Annotated in this window: 18 protein-coding genes; 17 read left to right on the plus strand and 1 reads right to left on the minus strand. The window is 66.1% G+C overall.

Translation table 11 applies throughout. The features are described 5' to 3' along the window. The first annotated feature begins 139 nt into the window (after window positions 1–139). The 5 genes from ACDI39_RS19660 (at window position 140) to ACDI39_RS19680 (ending at window position 5,436) form a co-directional block, all read left to right on the plus strand. Complete coding sequence (locus ACDI39_RS19660) at window positions 140–2,590, plus strand: glycogen/starch/alpha-glucan phosphorylase (RefSeq protein ID WP_225787477.1); 2,451 nt, start codon at window positions 140–142, stop codon at window positions 2,588–2,590. 250 nt (window positions 2,591–2,840) lie between these two features. After that, on the plus strand, window positions 2,841–3,851 hold the full coding sequence (locus ACDI39_RS19665; RefSeq protein WP_225787476.1) for a class 1 fructose-bisphosphatase: 1,011 nt from the start codon (window positions 2,841–2,843) through the stop codon (window positions 3,849–3,851). Between the two features lie 3 nt (window positions 3,852–3,854). After that, entirely contained in the window at window positions 3,855–4,451 is a 597-nt protein-coding gene (locus ACDI39_RS19670; RefSeq protein WP_225787475.1) for a DUF924 family protein, read from the plus strand. Between the two features lie 161 nt (window positions 4,452–4,612). Then, window positions 4,613–4,867, plus strand: a complete 255-nt coding sequence (bamE, locus tag ACDI39_RS19675) for an outer membrane protein assembly factor BamE domain-containing protein (protein ID WP_225787474.1) — start codon at window positions 4,613–4,615, stop codon at window positions 4,865–4,867. After that, complete coding sequence (locus ACDI39_RS19680) at window positions 4,864–5,436, plus strand: lipocalin family protein (RefSeq protein ID WP_225787473.1); 573 nt, start codon at window positions 4,864–4,866, stop codon at window positions 5,434–5,436. The genes bamE and ACDI39_RS19680 overlap by 4 nt, the downstream gene beginning before the upstream one ends. Window positions 5,437–5,545: 109 nt before the next feature. Here the strand turns inward: ACDI39_RS19680 and ACDI39_RS19685 are convergent, their stop codons facing one another. Next, on the minus strand, window positions 5,546–6,910 hold the full coding sequence (locus ACDI39_RS19685) for a formimidoylglutamate deiminase (RefSeq protein WP_225787472.1): 1,365 nt from the start codon (window positions 6,908–6,910) through the stop codon (window positions 5,546–5,548). Between the two features lie 144 nt (window positions 6,911–7,054). On the opposite strand from ACDI39_RS19685, the gene hutC reads away from it, so the two are divergent. The 12 genes from hutC to ACDI39_RS19745 all read left to right on the plus strand — a co-directional run bounded on the left by hutC (window position 7,055) and on the right by ACDI39_RS19745 (window position 22,724). Beyond that, the gene (gene hutC, locus ACDI39_RS19690; protein WP_225787714.1) at window positions 7,055–7,765 is read left to right on the plus strand and encodes a histidine utilization transcriptional repressor HutC; all 711 of its coding nucleotides are present in this window, start codon (window positions 7,055–7,057) and stop codon (window positions 7,763–7,765) included. Then, window positions 7,762–8,334, plus strand: coding sequence for a HutD/Ves family protein (locus ACDI39_RS19695; RefSeq protein ID WP_225787471.1), 573 nt, complete (start codon window positions 7,762–7,764; stop codon window positions 8,332–8,334). Before hutC ends, ACDI39_RS19695 begins: the two co-directional genes overlap by 4 nt. 264 nt (window positions 8,335–8,598) lie before the next feature. After that, window positions 8,599–10,272 (plus strand): urocanate hydratase, encoded by a 1,674-nt coding sequence (hutU, locus tag ACDI39_RS19700; protein ID WP_486536987.1) that lies wholly within the window; start codon window positions 8,599–8,601, stop codon window positions 10,270–10,272. A gap of 87 nt (window positions 10,273–10,359) precedes the next feature. Further along, window positions 10,360–11,892, plus strand: coding sequence for a histidine ammonia-lyase (gene hutH, locus ACDI39_RS19705; RefSeq protein ID WP_225790883.1), 1,533 nt, complete (start codon window positions 10,360–10,362; stop codon window positions 11,890–11,892). 150 nt (window positions 11,893–12,042) lie between these two features. Next, entirely contained in the window at window positions 12,043–13,443 is a 1,401-nt protein-coding gene (locus ACDI39_RS19710; protein WP_225790884.1) for an amino acid permease, read from the plus strand. 15 nt (window positions 13,444–13,458) lie between these two features. Then, window positions 13,459–14,664 carry an imidazolonepropionase gene (hutI, locus tag ACDI39_RS19715; RefSeq protein WP_253168188.1) on the plus strand — a complete coding sequence of 402 codons (1,206 nt, stop codon included), beginning with the start codon at window positions 13,459–13,461 and terminating at the stop codon, window positions 14,662–14,664. Window positions 14,665–14,674: 10 nt separating this feature from the next. Beyond that, window positions 14,675–15,478 carry an N-formylglutamate deformylase gene (gene hutG / locus ACDI39_RS19720; protein ID WP_486536988.1) on the plus strand — a complete coding sequence of 268 codons (804 nt, stop codon included), beginning with the start codon at window positions 14,675–14,677 and terminating at the stop codon, window positions 15,476–15,478. Window positions 15,479–15,623: 145 nt separating this feature from the next. Next, a complete protein-coding gene (gene pip, locus ACDI39_RS19725) occupies window positions 15,624–16,595 on the plus strand; it encodes a prolyl aminopeptidase (RefSeq protein WP_253102787.1) in 972 nt (323 codons plus the stop codon). Continuing rightward, the gene (gene dtd / locus ACDI39_RS19730) at window positions 16,592–17,029 is read left to right on the plus strand and encodes a D-aminoacyl-tRNA deacylase (RefSeq protein WP_225790888.1); all 438 of its coding nucleotides are present in this window, start codon (window positions 16,592–16,594) and stop codon (window positions 17,027–17,029) included. Before pip ends, dtd begins: the two co-directional genes overlap by 4 nt. A gap of 261 nt (window positions 17,030–17,290) precedes the next feature. After that, window positions 17,291–19,012: a glucan biosynthesis protein gene (locus tag ACDI39_RS19735; protein ID WP_317246589.1), complete on the plus strand. Its 1,722-nt coding sequence runs from the start codon at window positions 17,291–17,293 to the stop codon at window positions 19,010–19,012. Further along, the gene (gene mdoH, locus ACDI39_RS19740) at window positions 19,005–21,578 is read left to right on the plus strand and encodes a glucans biosynthesis glucosyltransferase MdoH (protein WP_486536989.1); all 2,574 of its coding nucleotides are present in this window, start codon (window positions 19,005–19,007) and stop codon (window positions 21,576–21,578) included. The genes ACDI39_RS19735 and mdoH overlap by 8 nt, the downstream gene beginning before the upstream one ends. A gap of 348 nt (window positions 21,579–21,926) precedes the next feature. Continuing rightward, the gene (locus ACDI39_RS19745; RefSeq protein WP_225790896.1) at window positions 21,927–22,724 is read left to right on the plus strand and encodes a transporter substrate-binding domain-containing protein; all 798 of its coding nucleotides are present in this window, start codon (window positions 21,927–21,929) and stop codon (window positions 22,722–22,724) included. Window positions 22,725–22,740 lie beyond the last annotated feature (16 nt).

Genomic DNA, 22,740 nt, shown 5'->3' on the forward strand with positions numbered 1-22,740 from the left:
GCCGTTCAATTTGTGAACAACCTTTCGCCCGATTGCCCAACGGATCATGAAAACCGCGAACCGGCACTGTCGCTCCGTGTCGAAGCGTCTAGGCTGAACAATCTCCCTCCGCTTTCGTCAACTTGCCCGAGGATGCCGCATGTCCCAGGAACCCAAAGCTCGTGACGCAGAGGTGGCTGCTTTTCGCGCCGCTGTACTGGCCAAGCTGACCTATGCGGTCGGCAAGGACCCGGAGCACGCCTTCGACCACGACTGGTTCGAGGCCATCGCCCTGGCTGCCCGAGATCACATGGTCGATCACTGGATGGACCACACCCGACAGGCCTACCGGCGCAGCCAGAAGCGGGTCTACTACCTCTCCCTGGAGTTCCTCATCGGCCGCTTGCTGTACGACAGCCTGAGCAACCTGGGCCTGCTGGACATCGCCCGCGAGGCACTGGAAGGTCTGGACGTGGACCTCGAGCGCATCCGTCTGCTCGAGCCCGATGCGGCCCTGGGCAACGGCGGCCTGGGGCGCCTGGCGGCGTGCTTCATGGAAAGCATGTCCACCCTCGGGATCGCCGCCCATGGCTATGGCATCCGCTACGAGCATGGCCTGTTCCGGCAGGCGCTGGTCGACGGTTGGCAGCAGGAGCAGACCGAGCACTGGCTGGATTTCGGCAACCCCTGGGAGTTCGAGCGGGCCGAGGTGATCTACCCGATCAGCTTCGGTGGCAGCGTCGAGACGGTGTACGACACCCACGGCCAGCAGCGCCAGGTCTGGTGGCCGGGCGAGACGGTGCGGGCGGTGGCCTACGACACGCCGGTGGTCGGCTGGCGCGGGGCCAGCGTCAACACCCTGCGCCTGTGGCGCGCACGGGCCCTGGAGGAACTGCACCTGGAGCGCTTCAATGCCGGTGACCACCTGGGGGCGGTGGCCGAGGTGGCGCGGGCCGAGAGCATCTCGCGGGTGCTTTACCCGGCCGACAGCACCGAGGCCGGCCAGGAGCTGCGCCTGCGTCAGGAGTACTTCTTCGTCTCGGCCTCGCTGCAGGATCTGTTGCGCCGCCACCTGAACATGCACGACAACCTGCTCAACCTGCCGGAGGCCGCGGCCATCCAGCTCAACGACACCCACCCGTCGATCGCCGTGGCCGAGTTGATGCGCTTGCTCGTCGACCAGCACGAGATCCCCTGGGACACCGCCTGGGACCTGACCGTCGGCACCCTGGCCTACACCAACCACACCCTGCTGCCCGAGGCCCTGGAAACCTGGCCGGTGGCCCTGATGGAGCGCATGCTGCCCCGGCACATGCAGATCATCTACCTGATCAACGCCTACCATATCGACGCCCTGCGGGCCAAAGGCCTGCACGACTTCGACGTGCTGCGGGCGGTGTCGCTGATCGAGGAGGACAACGGCCGCCGGGTGCGCATGGGCAACCTGGCGTTCCTTGGCTCGCACAGCGTCAACGGCGTCTCGGCGCTGCACAGCCGGCTGATGAAGAGCACGGTGTTCGCCGAGCTGCACAAGCTCTACCCACAGCGGATCAACAACAAGACCAACGGCATCACCTTCCGTCGCTGGCTGTTCCAGGCCAATCCACAGTTGACCGCCATGTTGGTCGAAGCCTTGGGCGCGGAGGTGCTGGACGACCCGCAAGGCAAGCTCGAGGCCTTGGCGCCGTTCGCCGACAAGGCCACCTTCCGCCGCCAGTTCGCCGCCCAGCGCCTGCACAGCAAGCGTGCCCTGGCCAGCATCATCCAGGACCGCCTGGGCGTGACGGTCAACCCCGAGGCGCTGTTCGACGTGCAGGTCAAGCGCATCCACGAGTACAAGCGCCAGTTGCTCAACCTGCTGCACACCGTGGCCCTGTACCAGGCCATGCGCGCCGAGCCGGACACCGACTGGGTGCCACGGGTGAAGATCTTCGCCGGCAAGGCTGCCGCCAGCTACCACCAGGCCAAGTTGATCATCAAGCTGGCCAACGACATCGCCCGGGTGGTCAACAACGACCCGACCGTGCGGGGCCTGCTCAAGGTGGTGTTCCTGCCCAACTACAACGTCAGCCTGGCCGAGAGCATCATCCCCGCTGCTGATCTGTCCGAGCAGATCTCCACGGCCGGCTACGAGGCCTCGGGCACCAGCAACATGAAGTTCGCCCTCAATGGCGCCCTGACCATCGGCACCCTGGACGGCGCCAACGTCGAGATGTGCGAGCGGGTCGGTGCCGAGAACATGTTCATCTTCGGCCTGACCGCGCAGCAGGTGGAGGCGCGCCGGCGTGCGGGCGACTTCGGCGCGGCCACGGCGATCGCCGCCTCGAACCGCCTGGGCGATGTGCTCCAGGCGATCCGCAGCGGGGTGTTCTCGCCGGATGACCCGGCGCGTTACGCGGGCCTGCTGGATTCGCTGGTGGCTCATGACCGCTTCCTGGTGTGCGCCGACTTCGACGCCTATTGGGATGCCCAGCGGCGGGTCGAGGAGCTTTGGCACGCGCCCCAGGACTGGTGGCGCATGGCGGTGCTCAACACGGCGCGGATGGGCTGGTTCTCGTCGGACCGGACGATCCGCGAATATGCCACCGAGATCTGGAAGGCCCTGGATTGAGGAAGGGCACTCATGGGGCGAGCGGTGCTTTTGGAAGCCGCTTCGCGCCCCAGATGACAGCTGGAAGTCTAGACTGACCGGCATCGAGGCCCGCCAATGAGGCCTCACCTGACAACCGGCCCGGCACTGGCTGAACTCACTGCCCGATGTGCCGTCTGAAAGCCCAGGCGAGTCTCACTGCTCGCTAGCCCGCAACTCTCCCTGTAAACTGCGGGGGTTTTTCTACCCCTTTCCATCTTCGGAGCCATACATGTCCCGCGTTACCCTGAGTCGCTATCTGATTGAGCAGACCCGCAGCAACGATACCCCTGCCGATCTGCGCTTCCTGATCGAAGTGGTGGCGCGTGCGTGCAAGGAAATCAGCCATAACGTGTCCAAGGGCGCCCTGGGCGGCGTGCTCGGCAGCCTGGGCACCGAGAACGTGCAAGGCGAGGTGCAGAAGAAACTCGACGTGATCTCCAACGAGATCCTGCTCGAGGCCAACGAGTGGGGCGGTCACCTGGCCGGCATGGCTTCCGAGGAAATGGACAACGCCTACCAGATCCCGGGCAAGTACCCCAAGGGTGGTTACCTGCTGGTCTTCGACCCGCTGGACGGCTCGTCGAACATCGACGTCAACGTCTCGGTCGGCACCATCTTCTCGGTGCTGCGTTGCCCGAACGAGTACCTGAGCCAGAACGAAACGCTGAACGAGAAGGCCTTCCTCCAGCCAGGCGCCAAGCAGGTCGCCGCTGGCTACGCCATCTATGGCCCGCAGACCATGCTGGTGCTGACCCTGGGCAATGGCGTCAAGGGCTTCACCTTGGACCGCGAGCTGGGCAGCTTCGTCCTGACCCACGAGAACATCCGCGTGCCGGAAAGCACCGCCGAATTCGCCATCAACATGTCCAACCAGCGTCACTGGGAAGCCCCGGTGCAGCGCTACGTGGGCGAACTGCTGGCCGGCGACACCGGCCCGCTGAAAAAGAACTACAACATGCGCTGGATCGCCTCGATGGTCGCCGACGTGCACCGCATCCTGACCCGTGGCGGCCTGTTCATGTATCCACGCGATGCCCGCGAGCCGAGCAAGCCGGGCAAATTGCGCCTGATGTACGAGGCCAACCCGATGTCGTTCATCATCGAGCAGGCCGGTGGCGCGTCCACCAACGGTTACGAGCGTATCCTCGACATCCAGCCAGAGAGCCTGCACCAGCGCGTGTCGGTGATCCTCGGCTCGAAGGAAGAGGTGGAGCGCGTCACCGCCTACCACAAGGAGTAAGTCATGCTCGCACCTTGGCAGCCGTTGCTGGAATGGTGGTTCGGTTGGGGGGCCAGCCCCCAGGCCGTGGCTGACGAGAAGAGTACGCTGTGGTTCGGCAAGCACCACGACGACGAGGCGCGCGAGTACTTCGGCGAACTCGTGGAGCATGCCCTGGCCGGCGGCCTGGACGAGTGGCAGCAGAGTCCCCAGGGCTGGCTTGGCCTGCTGTTGCTGCTCGACCAGTTGCCGCGCATGATCCACCGCGACACGCCACGCGCCTTCGAGGGCGACCGGCGTGCCCAGGTGGTGGCCATGCAGGGCTTGCAGAAGGGCTGGGACTACCAGCTGCTGCCGATCCAGCGGGTGTTCGTGCTGCTGGTGCTGGAGCATGCCGAGGTGCTGGACTGGCAGAACCTGTGCGTCGAACGCTACCAGATGCTGCTGGACGAGCAGCCGGAGGCCAACCGCCGGCTGTTCGAGGGGTTCCTCGACTATGCCGAGCAGCACCAGCGGGTGATCGCTCGGTTCGGGCGCTTCCCGCATCGCAACCTGGTGCTCGGCAGGCCGAGTACCAGCGAAGAGATGGACTTTCTCCTGGAACCTGGGTCCAGGTTCTGATCCTGCTGGGGCCGCGCAAAGCGGCCCCACTGCCATCTGCCATCAACCGACCAACGGCAGGGGGTAAAAGCGGGGTGGCCAGGGAACCGAGGCGGCTTTTTGCCTTCTAAGCTGCCTGCAGGCCGTTGCGCTTGTGCCTACATCTCCAGGAGTGTCCCTTCATGTCGTTGCGTTCCCTCGCCCTGTTGTCCTTGTGCGTCGTCCTGACCGCCTGCAGCAAGATCAACCAGGAAAACTATTCCAAGCTCAAGGCCGGCATGAGCAAGGCCGAGGTCGAGCAACTGCTTGGCACGCCCACTGAATGTTCGGGGGCATTGGGCATGAGCAGTTGCACCTGGGGGGACGAGACGAGCTTCATCAGCGTGCAGTACGCGGCGGACAAGGTGCTGATGTATTCCGGGCAGGGTCTCAAATGAGGCCCCTGTACCTGCTGCTGGGGCTTTGCCTGGCCATGCTGCTGGGCGGTTGCGCCACCTCCGCCAACGACCCGCTGGCGCCCAAGACCGCCGGTACCGTCGACCTCAAGCGCTACCAGGGCAAGTGGTTCGAGCTGGCGCGCCTGCCGATGGCCTACCAGCGTGAGTGCGCCCAGTCCGAGGCGCATTACAGCCTCAAGCCCGATGGCAGCGTCGCCGTGATCAACCGCTGTCGCACCCTGGGCGACGAGTGGCTGCGCGCCGAAGGCAAGGCCAAGCCCCAGGAGCAGGGGCGCACTGACCGGCTGTGGGTGGAGTTCGACAACTGGTTCACCCGCCTGGTGCCAGGCGTGGCCAGGGGCGAGTACTGGATCCTGTACGTGGATGAGCGCTACCGCACGGCGATCGTCGGCAGCCCCGACCGCAAGTACCTGTGGATTCTGTCGCGCAACCCGAACCTGCCGGCGTGGGAGCGCGAGAGCCTGCTGTCCAGGGCGCGGCAGCAGGGGTACGACACCACGCGGCTGATCTGGCGGGAAGCGGACAAGCAGATCGTCAGCAGGCATTGAAAGCCTGTACCGCTGCCTTTCAAGGTAGTTCCATGGGCCAGTTGAGGCCGCGAAGCGGCCCCAACTGGCGACGCTGAGTTTCGACTGACGGGCTTGGCGCTTGCCCGCATCAGCCGAGCAACTGGCGCAGCACCTCGACGAACGCCCGCCCGCTTTCCTCTTCCTGCCCGTGTCGTCCCTGGCGCACCACCCATTGCCCGTTGACCATCACATCGCGCACCTGGCGATCGCTGCCGGCGAACAACCAGCGATTGACAATGGCATCGCCACTGGCCGTGGCCAGGTAAGGGTCCTGCCCATCGAGCACCAGCCAGTCGGCGCGCTTGCCGACCGCCAGCTCGCCCACCGCCTGGCCCAGCGCCTGGGCACCGCCCGCCAGCGCCGCGTCATACAGCGTGCGCCCGACCATCGGCTGGTCGCCCCGGTACAAGCGGTTGCGCCGCTGGTCACGCAGGCGCTGGCCGTACTCCAGCCAGCGCAGTTCCTCGACCACGCTCAGCGACACATGGCTGTCCGAGCCGATACCCAGGCGGCCACCCTGGGCCAGGTAGTCCACCGCCGGGAAGATACCGTCGCCCAGGTTGGCCTCGGTGGTCAGGCACAGGCCGGCCACCGCGCCGCTGCGCGCCATGGCGGTGATTTCGCCAGGGTCGGCATGGGTGGTATGGACCAGGCACCAGCGCTGGTCGACGTCCACATGCTCGTACAACCATTGCAGCGGACGACGCCCGCTCCAGGCCAGGCAGTCGTCGACCTCCTTCTGCTGTTCGGCGATATGGATGTGCACCGGGCTGGCTGGATCGCCGGCGGCCAGTACCGTCGCCAGTTGCTCCGGGGTGACTGCGCGTAGCGAGTGGAAGCACAGCCCCAGCCGCTGTGCCGGTTGCGCCGCCAGCAGCGGCGCGAGCTGCTGCTGCAGGTCCAGGTAACGCTCGGTGGAGTTGATGAAGCGACGCTGCCCCTCGCTGGGAGGCTGGCCGCCGAACCCCGAGTGGCTGTACAGCACCGGCAGCAGGGTCAGGCCGATGCCCGAGGCCGCGGCCGCCGTGCTGATGCGCCGGGACAGTTCGGCCGGATCGGCATAGGCCTGGCCTTGAGGGTCGTGGTGCACATAGTGGAATTCGGCCACCGAGGTGTAGCCGGCCTTGAGCATCTCGATATACAGCTGGCGGGCGATGACCTGCAGTTGCTCCGGGGTGATCCGGCCAACCAGGCGGTACATCAGTTCGCGCCAGGTCCAGAAACTGTCGTTGGGGTTGCCGGCCACTTCCGCAAGGCCTGCCATGGCGCGCTGGAAAGCATGGGAGTGGAGGTTGGGCATGCCCGGCAGCAGCGGGCCGGCCAGCCGCTCGGCGCCCTCGGCCGAGGCCTCGGCGTCGACCTTGGACAGGTGCCCGTCGTCGCTGACCTCGAGGCGGACATTGCGGGCCCAGCCCGTAGGCAGCAGGGCGCGTTCGGCGAAATAGGCGGACATCGGTGGATAACCCCGTTCTGATTATTTGTATATACATATACAGACGTTTGCCTGCCAGGTAAACTCCGGCAAGCTACCGCTCATTCAATCGCACAAGGAAACAAAGCCGTGCCGACACCTCCTGTCTCCGCGCTGGTTGCCCAGATGGGCGAAGGGCCGGCGCCGCTCTACGCCCGGGTCAAGCAGATGATCGTCCAGCAGATCGAGAACGGCAGTTGGCCGCCGCATCACCGGGTGCCCTCGGAAAGCGAACTGGTCAGCCAGCTGGGTTTCAGCCGCATGACCATCAACCGCGCCCTGCGCGAACTGACCGCCGAAGGCCTGCTGGTACGCATGCAGGGCGTCGGCACCTTCGTCGCCGAGCCCAAGACCCGCTCGGCGTTGTTCGAAGTCAACAACATCGCCGACGAGATCGCCGGCCGTGGCCACCAGCATAGCTGCCAGGTGATCACCCTCGCCGAGGAGGCCGCCGGCTCCGAGCGCGCCCTGGCCCTGGACATGCGTGAAGGCGGGCGGGTGTTCCATTCGCTGATCGTGCACTACGAGAACGGCGTGCCGGTGCAGATCGAGGACCGCTACGTCAACGCGCAGGTCGCCCCGGACTACCTCAAGCAGGACTTCACCCGGCAGACGCCCTACGCCTACCTGTCTCAGGTCGCGCCGCTGACCGAGGGCGAGCACGTGGTCGAAGCCATCCTCGCCGAGCCCGACGAATGCCGCCTGTTGCAGATCGAGCAGGGTGAGCCCTGCCTGCTGATCCGCCGCCGCACCTGGTCCGGCCGCCAGCCGGTGACCGCCGCGCGGCTGATCCACCCCGGTTCCCGTCATCGCCTGGAAGGACGATTCAGCAAATGAGCCCGTTGCAGCTGTTGCGCGCCCAAGACTACCCGCGCATGCCCTGGAAGAACGGTGGAGGCTTCACCGAAGAGATCACCCGCGACGCCGGCGAGGGCCTGGAGGGCTTCGGTTGGCGGTTGTCGATCGCCGATATCGAGGAGTCCGGTGGGTTCTCCACCTTTGCCGGCTACCAGCGGATCATCACCGTGCTGCAGGGCGACGGCATGCGCCTGCTGGTCGATGGCCAGGCCAGTCGGCCATTGTTGCCGTTCGATGCCTTCGCGTTCGGTGGCGAAAGCCAGGTCAGCTGCAAGCTGCTGGGCGGGCCGATCCGCGACTTCAACCTGATCTATGCGCCCCAACGCTACCGGGCACGGCTGCAATGGTTCGACGGCACCCAGCGGGCGTACAGTTCGGCGTCGACGGTGTTGTTGTTCGCGGCCAGCGGGCATGTCGAGGCGAGCGTGCCGGGGCATGGGGTACAGCAGTTGGGCTTGTACGACTGCCTGCACCTGGAAGGCAACGACGGCTTGCTGGAGCTGGATGTGCAGGGACGGTTCTGCCTGATCGAACTGATGCCACGCTGATATTTTCACCGTGAAAAGGGGCTGCTGTGCAGCCCAATCGCGGGCAAGCCCCCCACAAGTACTGCGCCGCCTGCCAGGGCTACGCGGAATCCTGTGGGAGCGGGCTTGCCCGCGATTGGGCCGCGCAGCGGCCCCTTCTTATTTTCTGCCGGGCGAGGAACGGTCGAAAATTTTTAGTTGTCCATGCTTGTACATACAAGTAAAGGTGTGTTTGTATATCCCCATCGACACACCGCCGTCGACCTGACCGCAGAGGACATTCCCGTGACTGACAACAACAAATACCGTGACGTAGAAATCCGCGCCCCGCGTGGCAACAAGCTGACCGCCAAGAGCTGGCTGACCGAAGCGCCGCTGCGCATGCTGATGAACAACCTCGACCCGCAGGTGGCCGAGAACCCGAAGGAGCTGGTGGTGTACGGCGGCATCGGCCGCGCCGCGCGCAACTGGGAGTGCTACGACAAGATCGTCGAGACCCTGACCCGCCTGGAAGACGACGAAACCCTGCTGGTGCAGTCGGGCAAGCCGGTCGGCGTGTTCAAGACCCACGCCAACGCCCCGCGCGTGCTGATCGCCAACTCCAACCTGGTGCCGCACTGGGCCAACTGGGAACACTTCAACGAACTGGATGCCAAGGGCCTGGCCATGTACGGGCAGATGACCGCCGGCAGCTGGATCTACATCGGCAGCCAGGGCATCGTCCAGGGCACCTACGAAACCTTCGTCGAGGCCGGCCGCCAGCACTATGGCGGTGACCTCAAGGGCAAGTGGGTGCTGACCGCAGGCCTGGGCGGCATGGGCGGTGCCCAGCCGCTGGCCGCGACCCTGGCCGGCGCCTGCTCGCTGAACATCGAATGCCAGCAGAGCCGCATCGACTTCCGCCTGCAGACCCGCTACGTGGACGAGCAGGCCAGCGACTTGGACGACGCCCTGGCGCGCATCGCCCGCTACACCGCCGAAGGCAAGGCCATCTCCATCGCCCTGCATGGCAACGCCGCCGAAATCCTGCCAGAGCTGGTCAAGCGCGGCGTGCGCCCGGACATGGTCACCGACCAGACCAGCGCCCACGACCCGCTCAACGGCTACCTGCCCGCCGGCTGGACCTGGGAGCAGTACCGCGACCGTGCGCAGACCGAGCCAGCCGCCGTGGTCAAGGCGGCCAAGCAGTCCATGGCCGTGCACGTGCAAGCCATGCTCGACTTCCAGAAGCAGGGCGTGCCGACCTTCGACTACGGCAACAACATCCGCCAGATGGCCAAGGAAGAAGGCGTGGCCAACGCCTTCGACTTCCCCGGCTTCGTCCCGGCCTACATCCGCCCGCTGTTCTGCCGTGGCATCGGCCCGTTCCGTTGGGCGGCCCTGTCGGGCGACCCGCAGGACATCTACAAGACCGACGCCAAGGTCAAGGAGCTGATCCCCGACGACGCTCACCTGCACCGCTGGCTGGACATGGCCCGCGAGCGCATCAGCTTCCAGGGCCTGCCGGCGCGTATCTGCTGGGTCGGCCTGGGCCTGCGTGCCAAGCTGGGCCTGGCGTTCAACGAGATGGTGCGCAGCGGCGAGCTGTCGGCACCGGTCGTCATCGGCCGCGACCACCTGGACTCCGGCTCGGTGTCCAGCCCCAACCGCGAGACCGAAGCCATGCGCGACGGCTCCGACGCGGTCTCCGACTGGCCGCTGCTCAACGCCCTGCTCAACACCGCAGGCGGCGCCACCTGGGTCTCGCTGCACCATGGCGGTGGCGTGGGCATGGGCTTCTCCCAGCATTCGGGCATGGTCATCGTCTGCGACGGTACCGACGAAGCGGCGGCGCGTATCGCGCGCGTGCTGACCAACGACCCGGGCACCGGCGTGATGCGCCACGCCGACGCCGGCTATCAGATCGCTATCGACTGCGCCAAGGAGCAGGGCCTGGACCTGCCGATGATCACGGGCTGATCGACGTTCTTTGGGTTGTCGCCGAATTACGTTGATACTGAATAACAAGAAGGGGCCTGCGGGCCCCCTGCGAATTGGAGTAGCGAAGTGACCGAACTGACCCTCAAGCCCGGCACCCTGACCCTGGCGCAACTGCGCGCCATCCATGCAGCGCCGGTGCGCCTGCAACTGGACGCCAGCGCCGGCCAGGCCATCGACGCCAGCGTCGCCTGCGTCGAGCGCATCATCGCCGAGGACCGTACCGCCTACGGCATCAACACCGGTTTCGGCCTGCTGGCCTCGACCCGCATCGCCAGCCACGACCTGGAGAACCTGCAGCGTTCCCTGGTGCTGTCCCACGCCGCCGGCATCGGTGCCCCGCTGGACGACGACCTGGTGCGGCTGATCATGGTCCTGAAGATCAACAGCCTCAGCCGTGGTTTCTCCGGCATCCGTCGCAAGGTCATCGATGCGCTGATCGCCCTGGTCAACGCCGAGGTCTATCCGCACATCCCGCTCAAGGGCTCGGTTGGCGCCTCCGGCGACCTGGCGCCGCTGGCGCACATGTCGCTGGTCCTGCTCGGCGAAGGCAAGGCCCGCTACAAGGGCCAGTGGCTGCCGGCCAGTGAGGCCCTGGCGGTCGCCGGCCTGGAGCCGCTGACCCTGGCCGCCAAGGAGGGCCTGGCCCTGCTCAATGGCACCCAGGCGTCCACCGCCTACGCCCTGCGCGGCCTGTTCCAGGCCGAAGACCTGTTCGCCGCGGCCATTGCCTGCGGTGGCCTGACCGTGGAAGCGGCGCTCGGCTCGCGCTCGCCGTTCGATGCGCGCGTCCATGAAGTGCGCGGCCAGCGCGGCCAGATCGACACCGCCGCGTGTTTCCGCGACCTGTTGGGCGACAGCAGCGAAGTGTCCCGGTCCCACGAGAACTGCGGCAAGGTGCAGGACCCGTACTCCCTGCGCTGCCAGCCCCAGGTCATGGGCGCCTGCCTGACCCAGCTGCGCCAGGCTGCCGAAGTGCTGGCGATCGAGTCCAACGCGGTGTCGGACAACCCGCTGGTATTCGCCGCCGAAGGCGACGTGATCTCCGGTGGCAACTTCCACGCCGAACCGGTGGCCATGGCTGCCGACAACATCGCCCTGGCCATCGCCGAGATCGGTGCCCTGAGCGAGCGCCGCATTTCGCTGATGATGGACAAGCACATGTCCCAGCTGCCGCCGTTCCTGGTGGAGAACGGCGGGGTCAACTCCGGCTTCATGATCGCCCAGGTCACCGCTGCCGCCCTGGCCAGCGAGAACAAGGCTCTGTCGCACCCGCACAGCGTCGACAGCCTGCCGACCTCGGCCAACCAGGAAGACCACGTGTCCATGGCCCCAGCCGCCGGCAAGCGCCTCTGGGAGATGGCCGAGAACACCCGTGGGGTGCTTGCCATCGAATGGCTGGGTGCCTGCCAGGGCCTGGACCTGCGCGAAGGCCTGAAGACCTCGACCAAGCTGGAGCAGGCGCGCCAGGCCCTGCGCCGCGAAGTGCCGCACTACGACCGCGACCGTTTCTTCGCCCCGGACATCGAAGCGGCCGCCGCGCTGCTGGCCAAGGGCTGCCTGACCGGGTTGCTGCCCGCGGGCGTATTGCCGAGCCTCTAGCTCTGCGGTGCCTCATCGCCGGCAAGCCGGCTCCCACAGGGCTGGCGCCGCTCCCAAGGTCGGCGCGATACCTGTGGGCGCCGGCTTGCCGGCGATGGGGCGCGAAGCGGCCCCTTCGCTTCAGGACCAGAACAAGAATAAGGACGCGATATGCAACAAGAAGGTCTCAAGCGCGGGCTCAATGCCCGCCACATCCGCTTCATGGCCCTGGGGTCGGCCATCGGCACCGGGCTGTTCTACGGCTCCGCCTCGGCCATCCAGATGGCCGGCCCCGCCGTGCTGCTGGCCTACCTGATCGGTGGCGCGGCCGTGTTCATGGTCATGCGCGCCCTCGGTGAGATGGCCGTGCACAACCCGGTCTCCGGCTCCTTCGGTCAGTACGCCAGCACCTACCTGGGGCCCATGGCCGGGTTCGTCCTGGGCTGGACCTACGCTTTCGAGATGATCATCGTCTGCATCGCCGACGTCACCGCCTTCGGCATCTACATGGGCTTCTGGTTTCCCGAGGTGCCCCGCTGGATCTGGGTGCTGGGCATCGTCTTCCTGATCGGCGGGCTGAACCTGTGCAACGTCAAGGTGTTCGGCGAGATGGAGTTCTGGCTGTCGCTGCTCAAGGTCGGCGCCATCGTCGCGATGATCCTCGCCGGGTTGGGCATCATGGCCTTCGGCCTCGGCCAAGTGGGTGCCGACAACGCCATCGGCCTGAGTAACCTGGTGGCCCATGGCGGCTTCATGCCCAATGGCATCGCCGGCCTGGTCGCTTCCTTCGCCGTGGTCATGTTCGCCTTCGGCGGCATCGAGATCATCGGCATCACCGCCGGTGAGGCCAAGGACCCGCAGCGGGTCATCCCCAAGGCCATCAATGCCGTGCCGCTGCGTATCCTGCTGTTCTACATCCTCACCCTGTTCGTGCTGATGTGCCTGTACCCCTGGCCGCAGATCGGCAGCCAGGGCAGCCCGTTCGTGCAGATCTTCAGCCACCTGGGGATCGGCTCGGCGGCGGCCTTGCTGAACGTCGTGGTGATCTCGGCGGCGGTGTCGGCCATCAACAGCGACATCTTCGGCGCTGGCCGCATGATGTACGGCCTGGCCCAGCAAGGCCATGCGCCACGCGGTTTCGCCCAGGTCTCCCGGCATGGCGTGCCGTGGCTGACCGTGTTGGTCATGGGCGCGGCGCTGCTGCTGGGCGTGGTGCTCAACTACCTGATCCCGGAGAACGTGTTCCTGCTGATCGCCTCGATCGCCACCTTCGCGACCGTATGGGTATGGCTCATGATCCTGGTGACCCAAGTGGCCATGCGCCGCAGCATGAGCCGCGAGCAGGTGGCGCAGTTGAAGTTCCCGGTACCGTTCTGGCCGTACGGGCCGGCCATGGCCATCGTTTTCATGTTGTTCATCTTTGGCGTGCTCGGCTACTTCCCGGACACCCAGGCGGCGCTGATCGTCGGCGTGCTCTGGGTGGTGTTCCTGGTCGCCTCCTACCTGCTCTGGTGCAAGCCGCGGGCCGGGCAGGGCGAACCGGTGCGCGAGCCGGCCGAGCTGCACCGCTAGACACGGAGACCTTTTATGAGAACCCTCTGGCAGCATTGTCATGTGGCGACCCTGGCCCAGGGCCGCTACTCGATCATCGAGGACGCGGCGATCATCACCAGCGCTGGCCTGGTCGAGTGGATCGGCCCGCGCGACGATCGCCCTGTGGTCGAGGCCGACCGCACGGTGGACTTGGGCGGTGCCTGGGTCACCCCGGGGCTGATCGACTGCCACACCCACGCGGTGTTCGGCGGCAACCGCAGCGGTGAGTTCGAGCAGCGCCTGCAGGGTGTCAGCTACGCCGAGATCGCCGCCCAGGGCGGCGGCATCGCCAGCACCGTGCGGGCCACCCGCGCGGCCAGCGAGGACGAGCTGCTGGCCAGTGCCCGCCAGCGGGTCCAGGCGTTGATGCGCGATGGCGTCACGACGATCGAGGTCAAGTCCGGCTACGGCCTGGACCTGGCCAACGAGCGCAAGATGCTGAAGGTCGCCCGGCGCCTGGGCGAGGAGCTGCCGCTGACGGTGCGCAGCACCTGTCTGGCCGCCCATGCCCTGCCGCCGGAGTATGCCGGGCGGGCCGACGACTACATCGCGCATATCTGCGACGAGATGCTCCCGGCCCTGGCCGGGGAAGGCCTGGTGGACGCGGTGGACGCCTTCTGCGAGCACCTGGCGTTCTCGCCGGAGCAGGTCGAGCGAGTGTTCATCAAGGCGCGGGAGCTGGGCCTGCCGGTCAAGCTGCACGCCGAGCAGTTGTCGTCGCTGCATGGCTCGAGCCTCGCGGCGCGCTACCAGGCGCTGTCGGCCGACCACCTGGAGTTCATGACCGAGGAGGATGCCATCGCCATGGCTGCGGCCGGCACCGTCGCCGTGCTGCTGCCCGGCGCCTTCTATTTCCTGCGCGAGACCCAGTTGCCGCCGATGGATGCCCTGCGTCGCCACGGCGTGAAGATCGCCCTGGCCAGCGACCTCAACCCCGGCACCTCGCCGGCCTTGTCGCTACGGCTGATGCTGAACATGGGCTGCACCTTGTTCCGCATGACCCCGGAGCAAGCCCTGGCCGGCGTCACCCTGCATGCCGCCATGGCACTGGGCCTGGGCGACAGCCATGGTTCGCTGGAGGTGGGCAAGGTGGCGGACTTCGTCGCCTGGCAGATAGAGCGCCCCGCCGACCTGGCCTACTGGCTCGGCGGTGACCTGCCCAAGCGCGTGGTGCGCCTGGGCCATGAGATATCCAATTGAGCGAGGCGACATGGACAAGGTACTGAGTTTTCACCAGGGCCAACTGCCGCTGCTGGTCAGCATGCCGCATGCCGGGCTCGACCTGACCCCTGCGGTGCGCGACGGCCTGGTCGAGCAGGCGCGCAGCCTGCCCGACACCGACTGGCACATCCCGCAGTTGTACGATTTCGCCCAGGAACTGGGGGCCAGCGTGGTGGCGGCGCACTATTCGCGTTTCGTCATCGACCTCAACCGCCCGGACGACGACAAGCCGCTGTACGCCGGTGCCACCACGGGCCTGTACCCGGCGACGCTGTTCGATGGCGAGCCGCTGTTCAAGGTAGGTCTCGAGCCGTCCGCCGACGAGCGCAAGGCCTACCTGGAACAGGTCTGGCGCCCCTACCATGACACCCTCCGCCGCGAGTTGGCACGCCTGCGCGAGATCCACGGCTATGCGCTGCTGTGGGACGCCCACTCGATTCGTTCGCACGTTCCCCACCTGTTCGACGGCAAGCTGCCGGACTTCAACCTCGGCACCTTCAACGGCGCCAGTTGCGACCCGGCCCTGGCCGAGCGCCTGCAAGCGGTCTGCGCCGAAGCGCCGGGCTACAGCCATGTGCTCAACGGGCGTTTCAAGGGCGGACACATCACCCGTCACTACGGCGACCCGGCCAACGACATCCACGCCGTGCAGTTGGAACTGGCGCAGAGCACCTACATGGAAGAGGTCGAGCCGTTCACCTACCGCCATGACCTGGCCCAGCCGACCCAGGTGGTGCTACGGCGGTTGCTGGAGACGGTGCTGGCCTGGGGCAGGGAGCGCTACGGGCGCTGATCTGTCGGTCCTTTTCGCGGGCTTGCCCGCGAAGGGGACGGTGAGACCGGCGCAAAACCCTGCTGATTCACCACGACACATGCTCAAAGCGCAATTCAGGTTTATGATGCCCAACGGCAGACTAAATCCTCACACGGAGTGCGCAATGCAGACCTTGTACCCGCAGATCAAACCCTACGCCCGGCACGATCTGGCCGTGGAAGCGCCGCATGTGCTGTATGTCGACGAAAGCGGTTCGCCGGAGGGTCTGCCGGTGGTGTTCATCCACGGTGGCCCGGGCGCCGGCTGCGATGCCCAGAGCCGCTGCTACTTCGATCCCAACCTGTACCGCATCATCACCTTCGACCAGCGCGGCTGCGGACGCTCCACCCCCCACGCCAGCCTGGAGAACAACACCACCTGGCACCTGGTCGAGGACCTGGAGCGTATCCGCAAGCACCTGGGGATCGACAAATGGGTGCTATTCGGCGGCTCCTGGGGCTCCACCCTCGCCCTGGCCTACGCCCAGACCCACCCCGAGCGGGTCCATGGCCTGATCCTGCGCGGCATCTTCCTGTGCCGTCCCCAGGAGATCCAGTGGTTCTACCAGGAAGGCGCCAGCCGCCTGTTCCCCGACTACTGGCAGGACTACATCGCACCGATCCCGGCGCACGAGCGCGACGACCTGGTCAAGGCCTTCCACAAGCGCCTCACCGGCAACGACCAGATCGCCCAGATGCACGCGGCCAAGGCCTGGTCGACCTGGGAAGGGCGCACTGCGACCTTGCGCCCCAACCCGCTGGTGGTCGATCGTTTCTCCGAGCCGCAGCGGGCGCTGTCGATCGCCCGTATCGAGTGCCACTACTTCATGAACAACGCGTTCCTGGAGCCAGACCAGCTGATCCGCGACATGCCGAAGATCGCCCACCTGCCGGCGGTGATCGTGCATGGCCGCTACGACGTGATCTGTCCGCTGGACAACGCCTGGGAGCTGCACCAGGCCTGGCCGAACAGCGAGCTGAAGGTGATCCGCGATGCCGGTCATGCCGCGTCCGAGCCGGGCATCACCGACGCCCTGGTACGTGCCGCCGACCAGATGGCCCGGCGCCTGCTCGACCTGCCCCTGGAAGAAGCATGAAAGGGCTGCTGCAACGCGTCCGCGGTGCGCGGGTCGAAGTGGCGGGGGAGGTGGTCGGTGCCATCGACCAGGGCCTGCTGGTGCTGGTGGCGGTCGAGCCCGAGGACACCCGCGAGCACGCCGACAAACTGCTGCACAAACTGCTCAACTACCGAGTATTCAGCGATGCCCAGGGCAAGATGAACCTGTCGCTCAAGGATATCGGCGGCGGCCTGCTGCTGGTGTCCCAGTTCACCCTGGCCGCCGACACCCGCAACGGCATGCGCCCGAGCTTTTCCACCGCCGCGCCACCGGCCCTCGGCGCCGAGCTGTTCGACTACCTGCTGGCGCAGGCCAAGGCGGCCCATGGCGATGTCGCCAGCGGTCGTTTCGGCGCTGACATGCAGGTGCATCTGGTCAATGATGGCCCTGTAACATTAATGTTGCAAATGTGAGCTTAAAGAACCCTGTGGCTACATGAATCCAGGGGGTTCATACGATAAATAGTGTGTTCAGCCTGATGCGTTGTAACGCGGCCTGCTGGATAATCGCGCGCTGCGAGAGCCCCGTTCGTGGGCTCGTTTCACCTTGACTCGAGCATTGTCTGGATCCGTTTGGGGAATCATTGCGCCCGTACGGGGTCCGAACAGTGCTCGCCAACCCGGCATTTGTCGCTGGCCGTTGGTTTCATGATCTGTTTTCGGCGAGGGTTGCTCGTGATTGTAAGTCCCTGTAATGCACCAAGAATTCCCGGCAATCGGCTGCGCAAGGCCCTGGCGGCTGGCGTGGCGCTGGTCGGCCTGATGAGCGCTGGCCAACTCTGGGCATTCAATCTTGACGATGTTGCAGCCAAGGCAAAGGATCTGGCCGGCCAGAAGTACGAAGCACCGAAGAGCAACCTGCCGGAGGTCTTCCGCGACATGAAGTTCGCGGACTACCAGAAGATCCGCTTCATCCAGGAAAAGGCCGAGTGGGCCAAGGACAAGACGCCGTTCAAGCTGTCCTTCTATCACCAGGGCATGCATTTCGACACGCCGGTGAAGATCAACGAAGTCACCGCCACCACGGTCCAGGAGATCAAGTACGACCCGAGCCGCTTCGAGTTCGGCGACGTCCCGCATGACCCGGAAACCACCAAGCACCTGGGCTATGCCGGTTTCCGCGTGCTCTACCCGATCAACAAGGCGGACAAGCAGGACGAGATCATGACCCTGCTCGGCGCCAGCTATTTCCGCGTGGTCGGCAAGGGCCACGTCTATGGCCTGTCGGCCCGTGGCCTGGCCATCGACACCGCATTGCCGTCGGGCGAGGAGTTCCCGCGCTTCACCGAGTTCTGGGTCGAGAAGCCCAAGCCCAACGACAAGCACCTGGTGATCTACGCGCTGCTCGATTCGCCGCGTTCCACCGGCGCGTACAAGCTGATCCTGCGCCCGGGCAGCGACACCATCGTCGACGTCAAGTCGCGCGTGTTCCTGCGTGAGCCTGTCAGCCGCCTGGGCGTCGCCCCGCTGACCAGCATGTTCCTGTTCGGCCCCAACCAGCCGTCGAAAGTCATGAACTACCGCCCGGCCCTGCACGACTCCGAAGGCCTGTCGATCCATGCCGGCAACGGCGAATGGCTGTGGCGCCCGCTGAACAACCCCAAGCACCTGGCCGTGAGCAGCTTCACCGTGGAGAACCCGCGTGGGTTCGGCCTGATGCAGCGCCAGCGTGACTTCAGCCACTACGAAGACCTCGACGACAACTACCAGAAGCGCCCGAGCGCCTGGATCGAGCCGCGTGGCGACTGGGGCAAGGGCACCGTCGACCTGGTCGAGATCCCCACCGCCGACGAGACCAACGACAACATCGTCGCCTTCTGGAGCCCGGAGAAGCTGCCTGAGCCGGGCAAGCCGTTCGAGTACGACTACCGCCTGCACTGGACCATCGACGAGGCCCGCTTCCAGGCACCGGACCTGGGGTCGGTCAAGCAGACCATGCGCTCTACCGGCGACGTCAAGCAGTCCAACCTGATCCGCCAACCCGATGGCAGCGTGGCCTTCCTGGTCGACTTCCAGGGCCCGGCGCTGGCGGCCCTGGCGGAGGACACCGCGCTGCGCAGCCAGGTCAGCGTCGGCGACAACGCCGAGGTGGTGGAGAACAACCTGCGCTACAACCCCGAGACCAAGGGCTGGCGCCTGACCCTGCGGCTGAAGGTCAAGGACCCGGGCAAGTCCACCGAAATGCGTGCCGCGCTGGTGCGCGACGTGCCGGTCGAGGCGCCCAAGCCAGCCAAGGCCAGCAAGCCGGACAAGGCCGTCGCCAAGCCCGTCAAGGCCGAGAAGGCCCGCGAGGCTGAACAACCTGCCGCCGATGCGGCGCCCACCAACGGGGCCCCGGCCACCACCGAGAAGGTGCTGACCGAGACCTGGAGCTATCAGTTGCCTGCCGATGAGTAACTCAAGCGCAAGGCCAGAATCGCTTGGCGAATACCTGGCCCATCTCCCCCTGAGCGACGAGCAGCGCGCGGAACTCGCCAGCTGCGCCTCGTTCAGCGAGTTGCACCAACGCCTGGCGGCCCATCCGGCCGCCAGCCCCGACGAGGCCGTGCAGGCCTCGATCGGCCCACGCCTGACCGTGGGCAGCGCCGCCGAGCTGGAGGACGCCGAGATGCTCGGCGTCGATGGCAACGGCCGGCTGTGCCTGAAGATCGCACCGCCGATCAAGCGTACCCGGGTGCTTCCCGAGCCCTGGCGCACCAATATCCTGGTGCGCCTGTGGCGTCGCCTGACCGGCCGCAGCAACGCCCCGCAGCCGCCCAAGCGCGAACTGCCGCCTGCGCGCTGGCGCCGGGTCGGCTCGCTGCGCCGCTACATCCTGTTGCTGCTGATGATCGGCCAGACCCTGGTCGCCGGCTGGTACATGAAGGGTATCCTGCCGTACCAGGGCTGGTCGTTCGTCGACCTCGACGAGATCCTCGCCCAGTCGCTGTGGGACACCGTGGTGCAGGTCTGGCCCTATGCCTTGCAGACCTCCATCCTGATCCTCTTCGGCATCCTGTTCTGCTGGGTGTCGGCGGGCTTCTGGACCGCGCTGATGGGCTTTCTCGAGCTGCTCACCGGCCGCGACAAATACCGTATCTCCGGCAGCGGTGCCGGCAGCGAGCCGATCGCGGCGGATGCGCGTACGGCCATCGTCATGCCCATCTGCAACGAAGACGTGCCACGGGTCTTCGCCGGCCTGCGCGCGACCTTCGAGTCGGTGGCCGCCACCGGTGACCTGGATCGCTTCGACTTCTTCGTGCTCAGCGACACCAACGACACCGACATCGCCGTCGCCGAGCAGCAGGCCTGGCTGGAGGTGTGCCGCGAGGCCAAGGGCTTCGGTCGCATCTTCTATCGCCGCCGCCGTCGCCGGGTCAAGCGCAAGAGCGGCAACCTGGACGACTTCTGCCGGCGCTGGGGCGGCGAGTATAAGTACATGGTCGTGCTCGACGCCGACAGCGTGATGAGCGGCGAGTGCCTGACCAGCCTGGTGCGCCTGATGGAGGCCAACCCGGATGCGGGCATCATCCAGACCGCGCCCAAGGCCTCGGGCATGGACACCCTCTATGCGCGCATCCAGCAGTTCGCCACCCGCGTCTACGGCCCGCTGTTCACCGCTGGCCTGCATTTCTGGCAGTTGGGCGAGTCGCACTACTGGGGCCACAACGCGATCATCCGCATGAAGCCGTTCATCGAGCACTGTGCCCTGGCACCCCTGCCGGGCAAGGGTGCCTTCGCCGGGGCGATCCTGTCCCACGACTTCGTCGAGGCCGCGCTGATGCGCCGTGCCGGCTGGGGCGTATGGATCGCCTACGACCTGCCGGGCAGCTACGAGGAGCTGCCGCCGAACCTGCTCGACGAACTCAAGCGCGACCGCCGCTGGTGCCATGGCAACCTGATGAACTTCCGCCTGTTCCTGGTCAAGGGCATGCACCCGGTGCACCGCGCGGTGTTCCTCACCGGGGTGATGTCGTACCTGTCGGCACCGCTGTGGTTCTTCTTCCTGGTGCTGTCGACCGCACTGCTGGCGACCAACACGCTGATGGAGCCGCAATACTTCATCGAGCCGTTCCAGCTCTACCCGCTGTGGCCGCAGTGGCACCCGAAGAAGGCTATCGCCCTGTTCTCCACCACCATCGTGTTGCTGTTCCTGCCCAAGCTGCTCAGCGTCATCCTGATCTGGGCCAAGGGCGCCACCGAGTTCGGCGGGCGCATCAAGGTCACCTTGTCGATGCTGGCCGAGATGCTGTTCTCCATGTTGCTGGCGCCGGTACGGATGATCTTCCACACCCGTTTCGTCCTGGCGGCGTTCCTCGGTTGGGCGGCGACCTGGAACTCGCCGCAGCGTGACGACGACTCCACCCCTTGGAGCGAGGCGGTACGCCGCCACGGCCCGCAGACGTTGCTGGGCATCGCCTGGGCGGCGCTGGTGGCCTGGCTCAACCCGAGCTTCCTGTGGTGGCTGGCGCCGATCGTCGGCTCCCTGGTGCTGTCGATCCCGGTCTCGGTGATTTCCAGCCGCGTGCGCTTGGGCCTTAGCGCCAAGGACGAGAAGCTGTTCCTCATCCCCGAGGAGTACGCCACGCCGCAGGAGCTGCTGGCCACCGACCAGTACACCCACGAGAACCGCTGGCACGCCCTGCACGACGGTTTCGTCCGGGCCGTGGTCGACCCACGGCAGAACGCCCTGGCCTGCGCCATGGGCACCGCCCGCCACGGCCAGGCCGCACCGATCGAGGCGCTGCGTGCCGAGCGCATCGCCAAGGCGCTGGAGGCCGGCCCCGACGGGCTGGACGGCAACACCCGCCTGGCATTGCTGAGCGACCCGGTGGCCCTCTCGCGCCTGCACGAGCGGGTCTGGGCCGAGCACAACGCGGCGTGGATCGATGTCTGGCGCAGCTCCATCGCCAACGATCCGCACTCGCCATTGCTGCCGTTGCATCCTGAGAACGAGGTGAGGCCTTCGCTGGTGGGGGCCTGATAGCCGCCGGGGCCGCTTTGCGGCCCAATCGCCGGCAAGCCGGCTCCCACAGTCCTCGTTGCTCTTTCGGCCGCTGTTCTGCGCGACAGCGCCGTCCAACGGGCTGGGTGATCCTCCACAGGTTCACCACTGCCCTTGGGCCTGGTGGAGTACCGGTGGAGGCCGGCTTGCCGGCAATTAGGGCTCCCCAATATGCGTGCCTGTATGGATTTTGGCCAACAAAGTCCCCCTCGGCTCTAGGTCCCAGGGCCACCATGCGTTAGCATCCGTCTCCGATATTCCGCTACGGCCGGTACGGCCGTACCAACAATAAAATTCGCAATTTCTTTGCTAGGGGACCTGGTGATGATGAAGAAATACCTGTCGCGACTGCTGGTGGGTGTCACCGCGCTGGTCGCGGTCTCGGCCGCCCAAGCGGGCGCCATCGACGATGCGGTCAAGCGTGGCAGCCTGCGGGTCGGCATGGACCCGACCTACATGCCGTTCCAGATGACCAACAAGCGCGGCGAGATCATCGGTTTCGAGGTCGATATCCTCAAGGCCATGGCCAAGTCCATGGGCGTCAAGCTGGAGACCGTTTCCACCGCCTATGACGGCATCATCCCGGCCCTGCTGACCAACAAGTTCGACATGATCGGCAGCGGCATGACCCTGACCCAGGAGCGCAACCTGCGCCTGAACTTCAGCGAGCCCTTCATCGTCGTCGGCCAGACCCTGCTGATCCGTAAGGAACTGGCGGGCGAGATCAAGTCGTACAAGGACCTGAACAACGAGAAGTACCGCATCACCTCCAAGCTCGGCACCACCGGCGAGATGGTGGCCAAGAAGCTGATCAGCAAGGCCAAGTACCACGGCTACGACAACGAGCAGGAAGCGGTGATGGACGTGGTCAACGGCAAGGCCGATGCCTTCGTCTACGACGCGCCGTACAACGTGGTCGCGGTGGAGAAGGCCGGTGCCGGCAAGCTGCTGTTCCTGGACGAGCCCTTCACCTACGAGCCGCTGGCGTTCGGCCTGAAGAAGGGCGACTACGACAGCCTCAACTTCATCAACAACTTCCTGCACCAGATCAAGCATGACGGGACCTACGATCGTATCCACGACAAGTGGTTCAAGAACAAGGACTGGCTGAAGGAAATGGAATAAGCAGCTTCAAGCCGCA

It is taken from the genome of Pseudomonas sp. Tun-23181 (genome assembly GCF_057415455.1).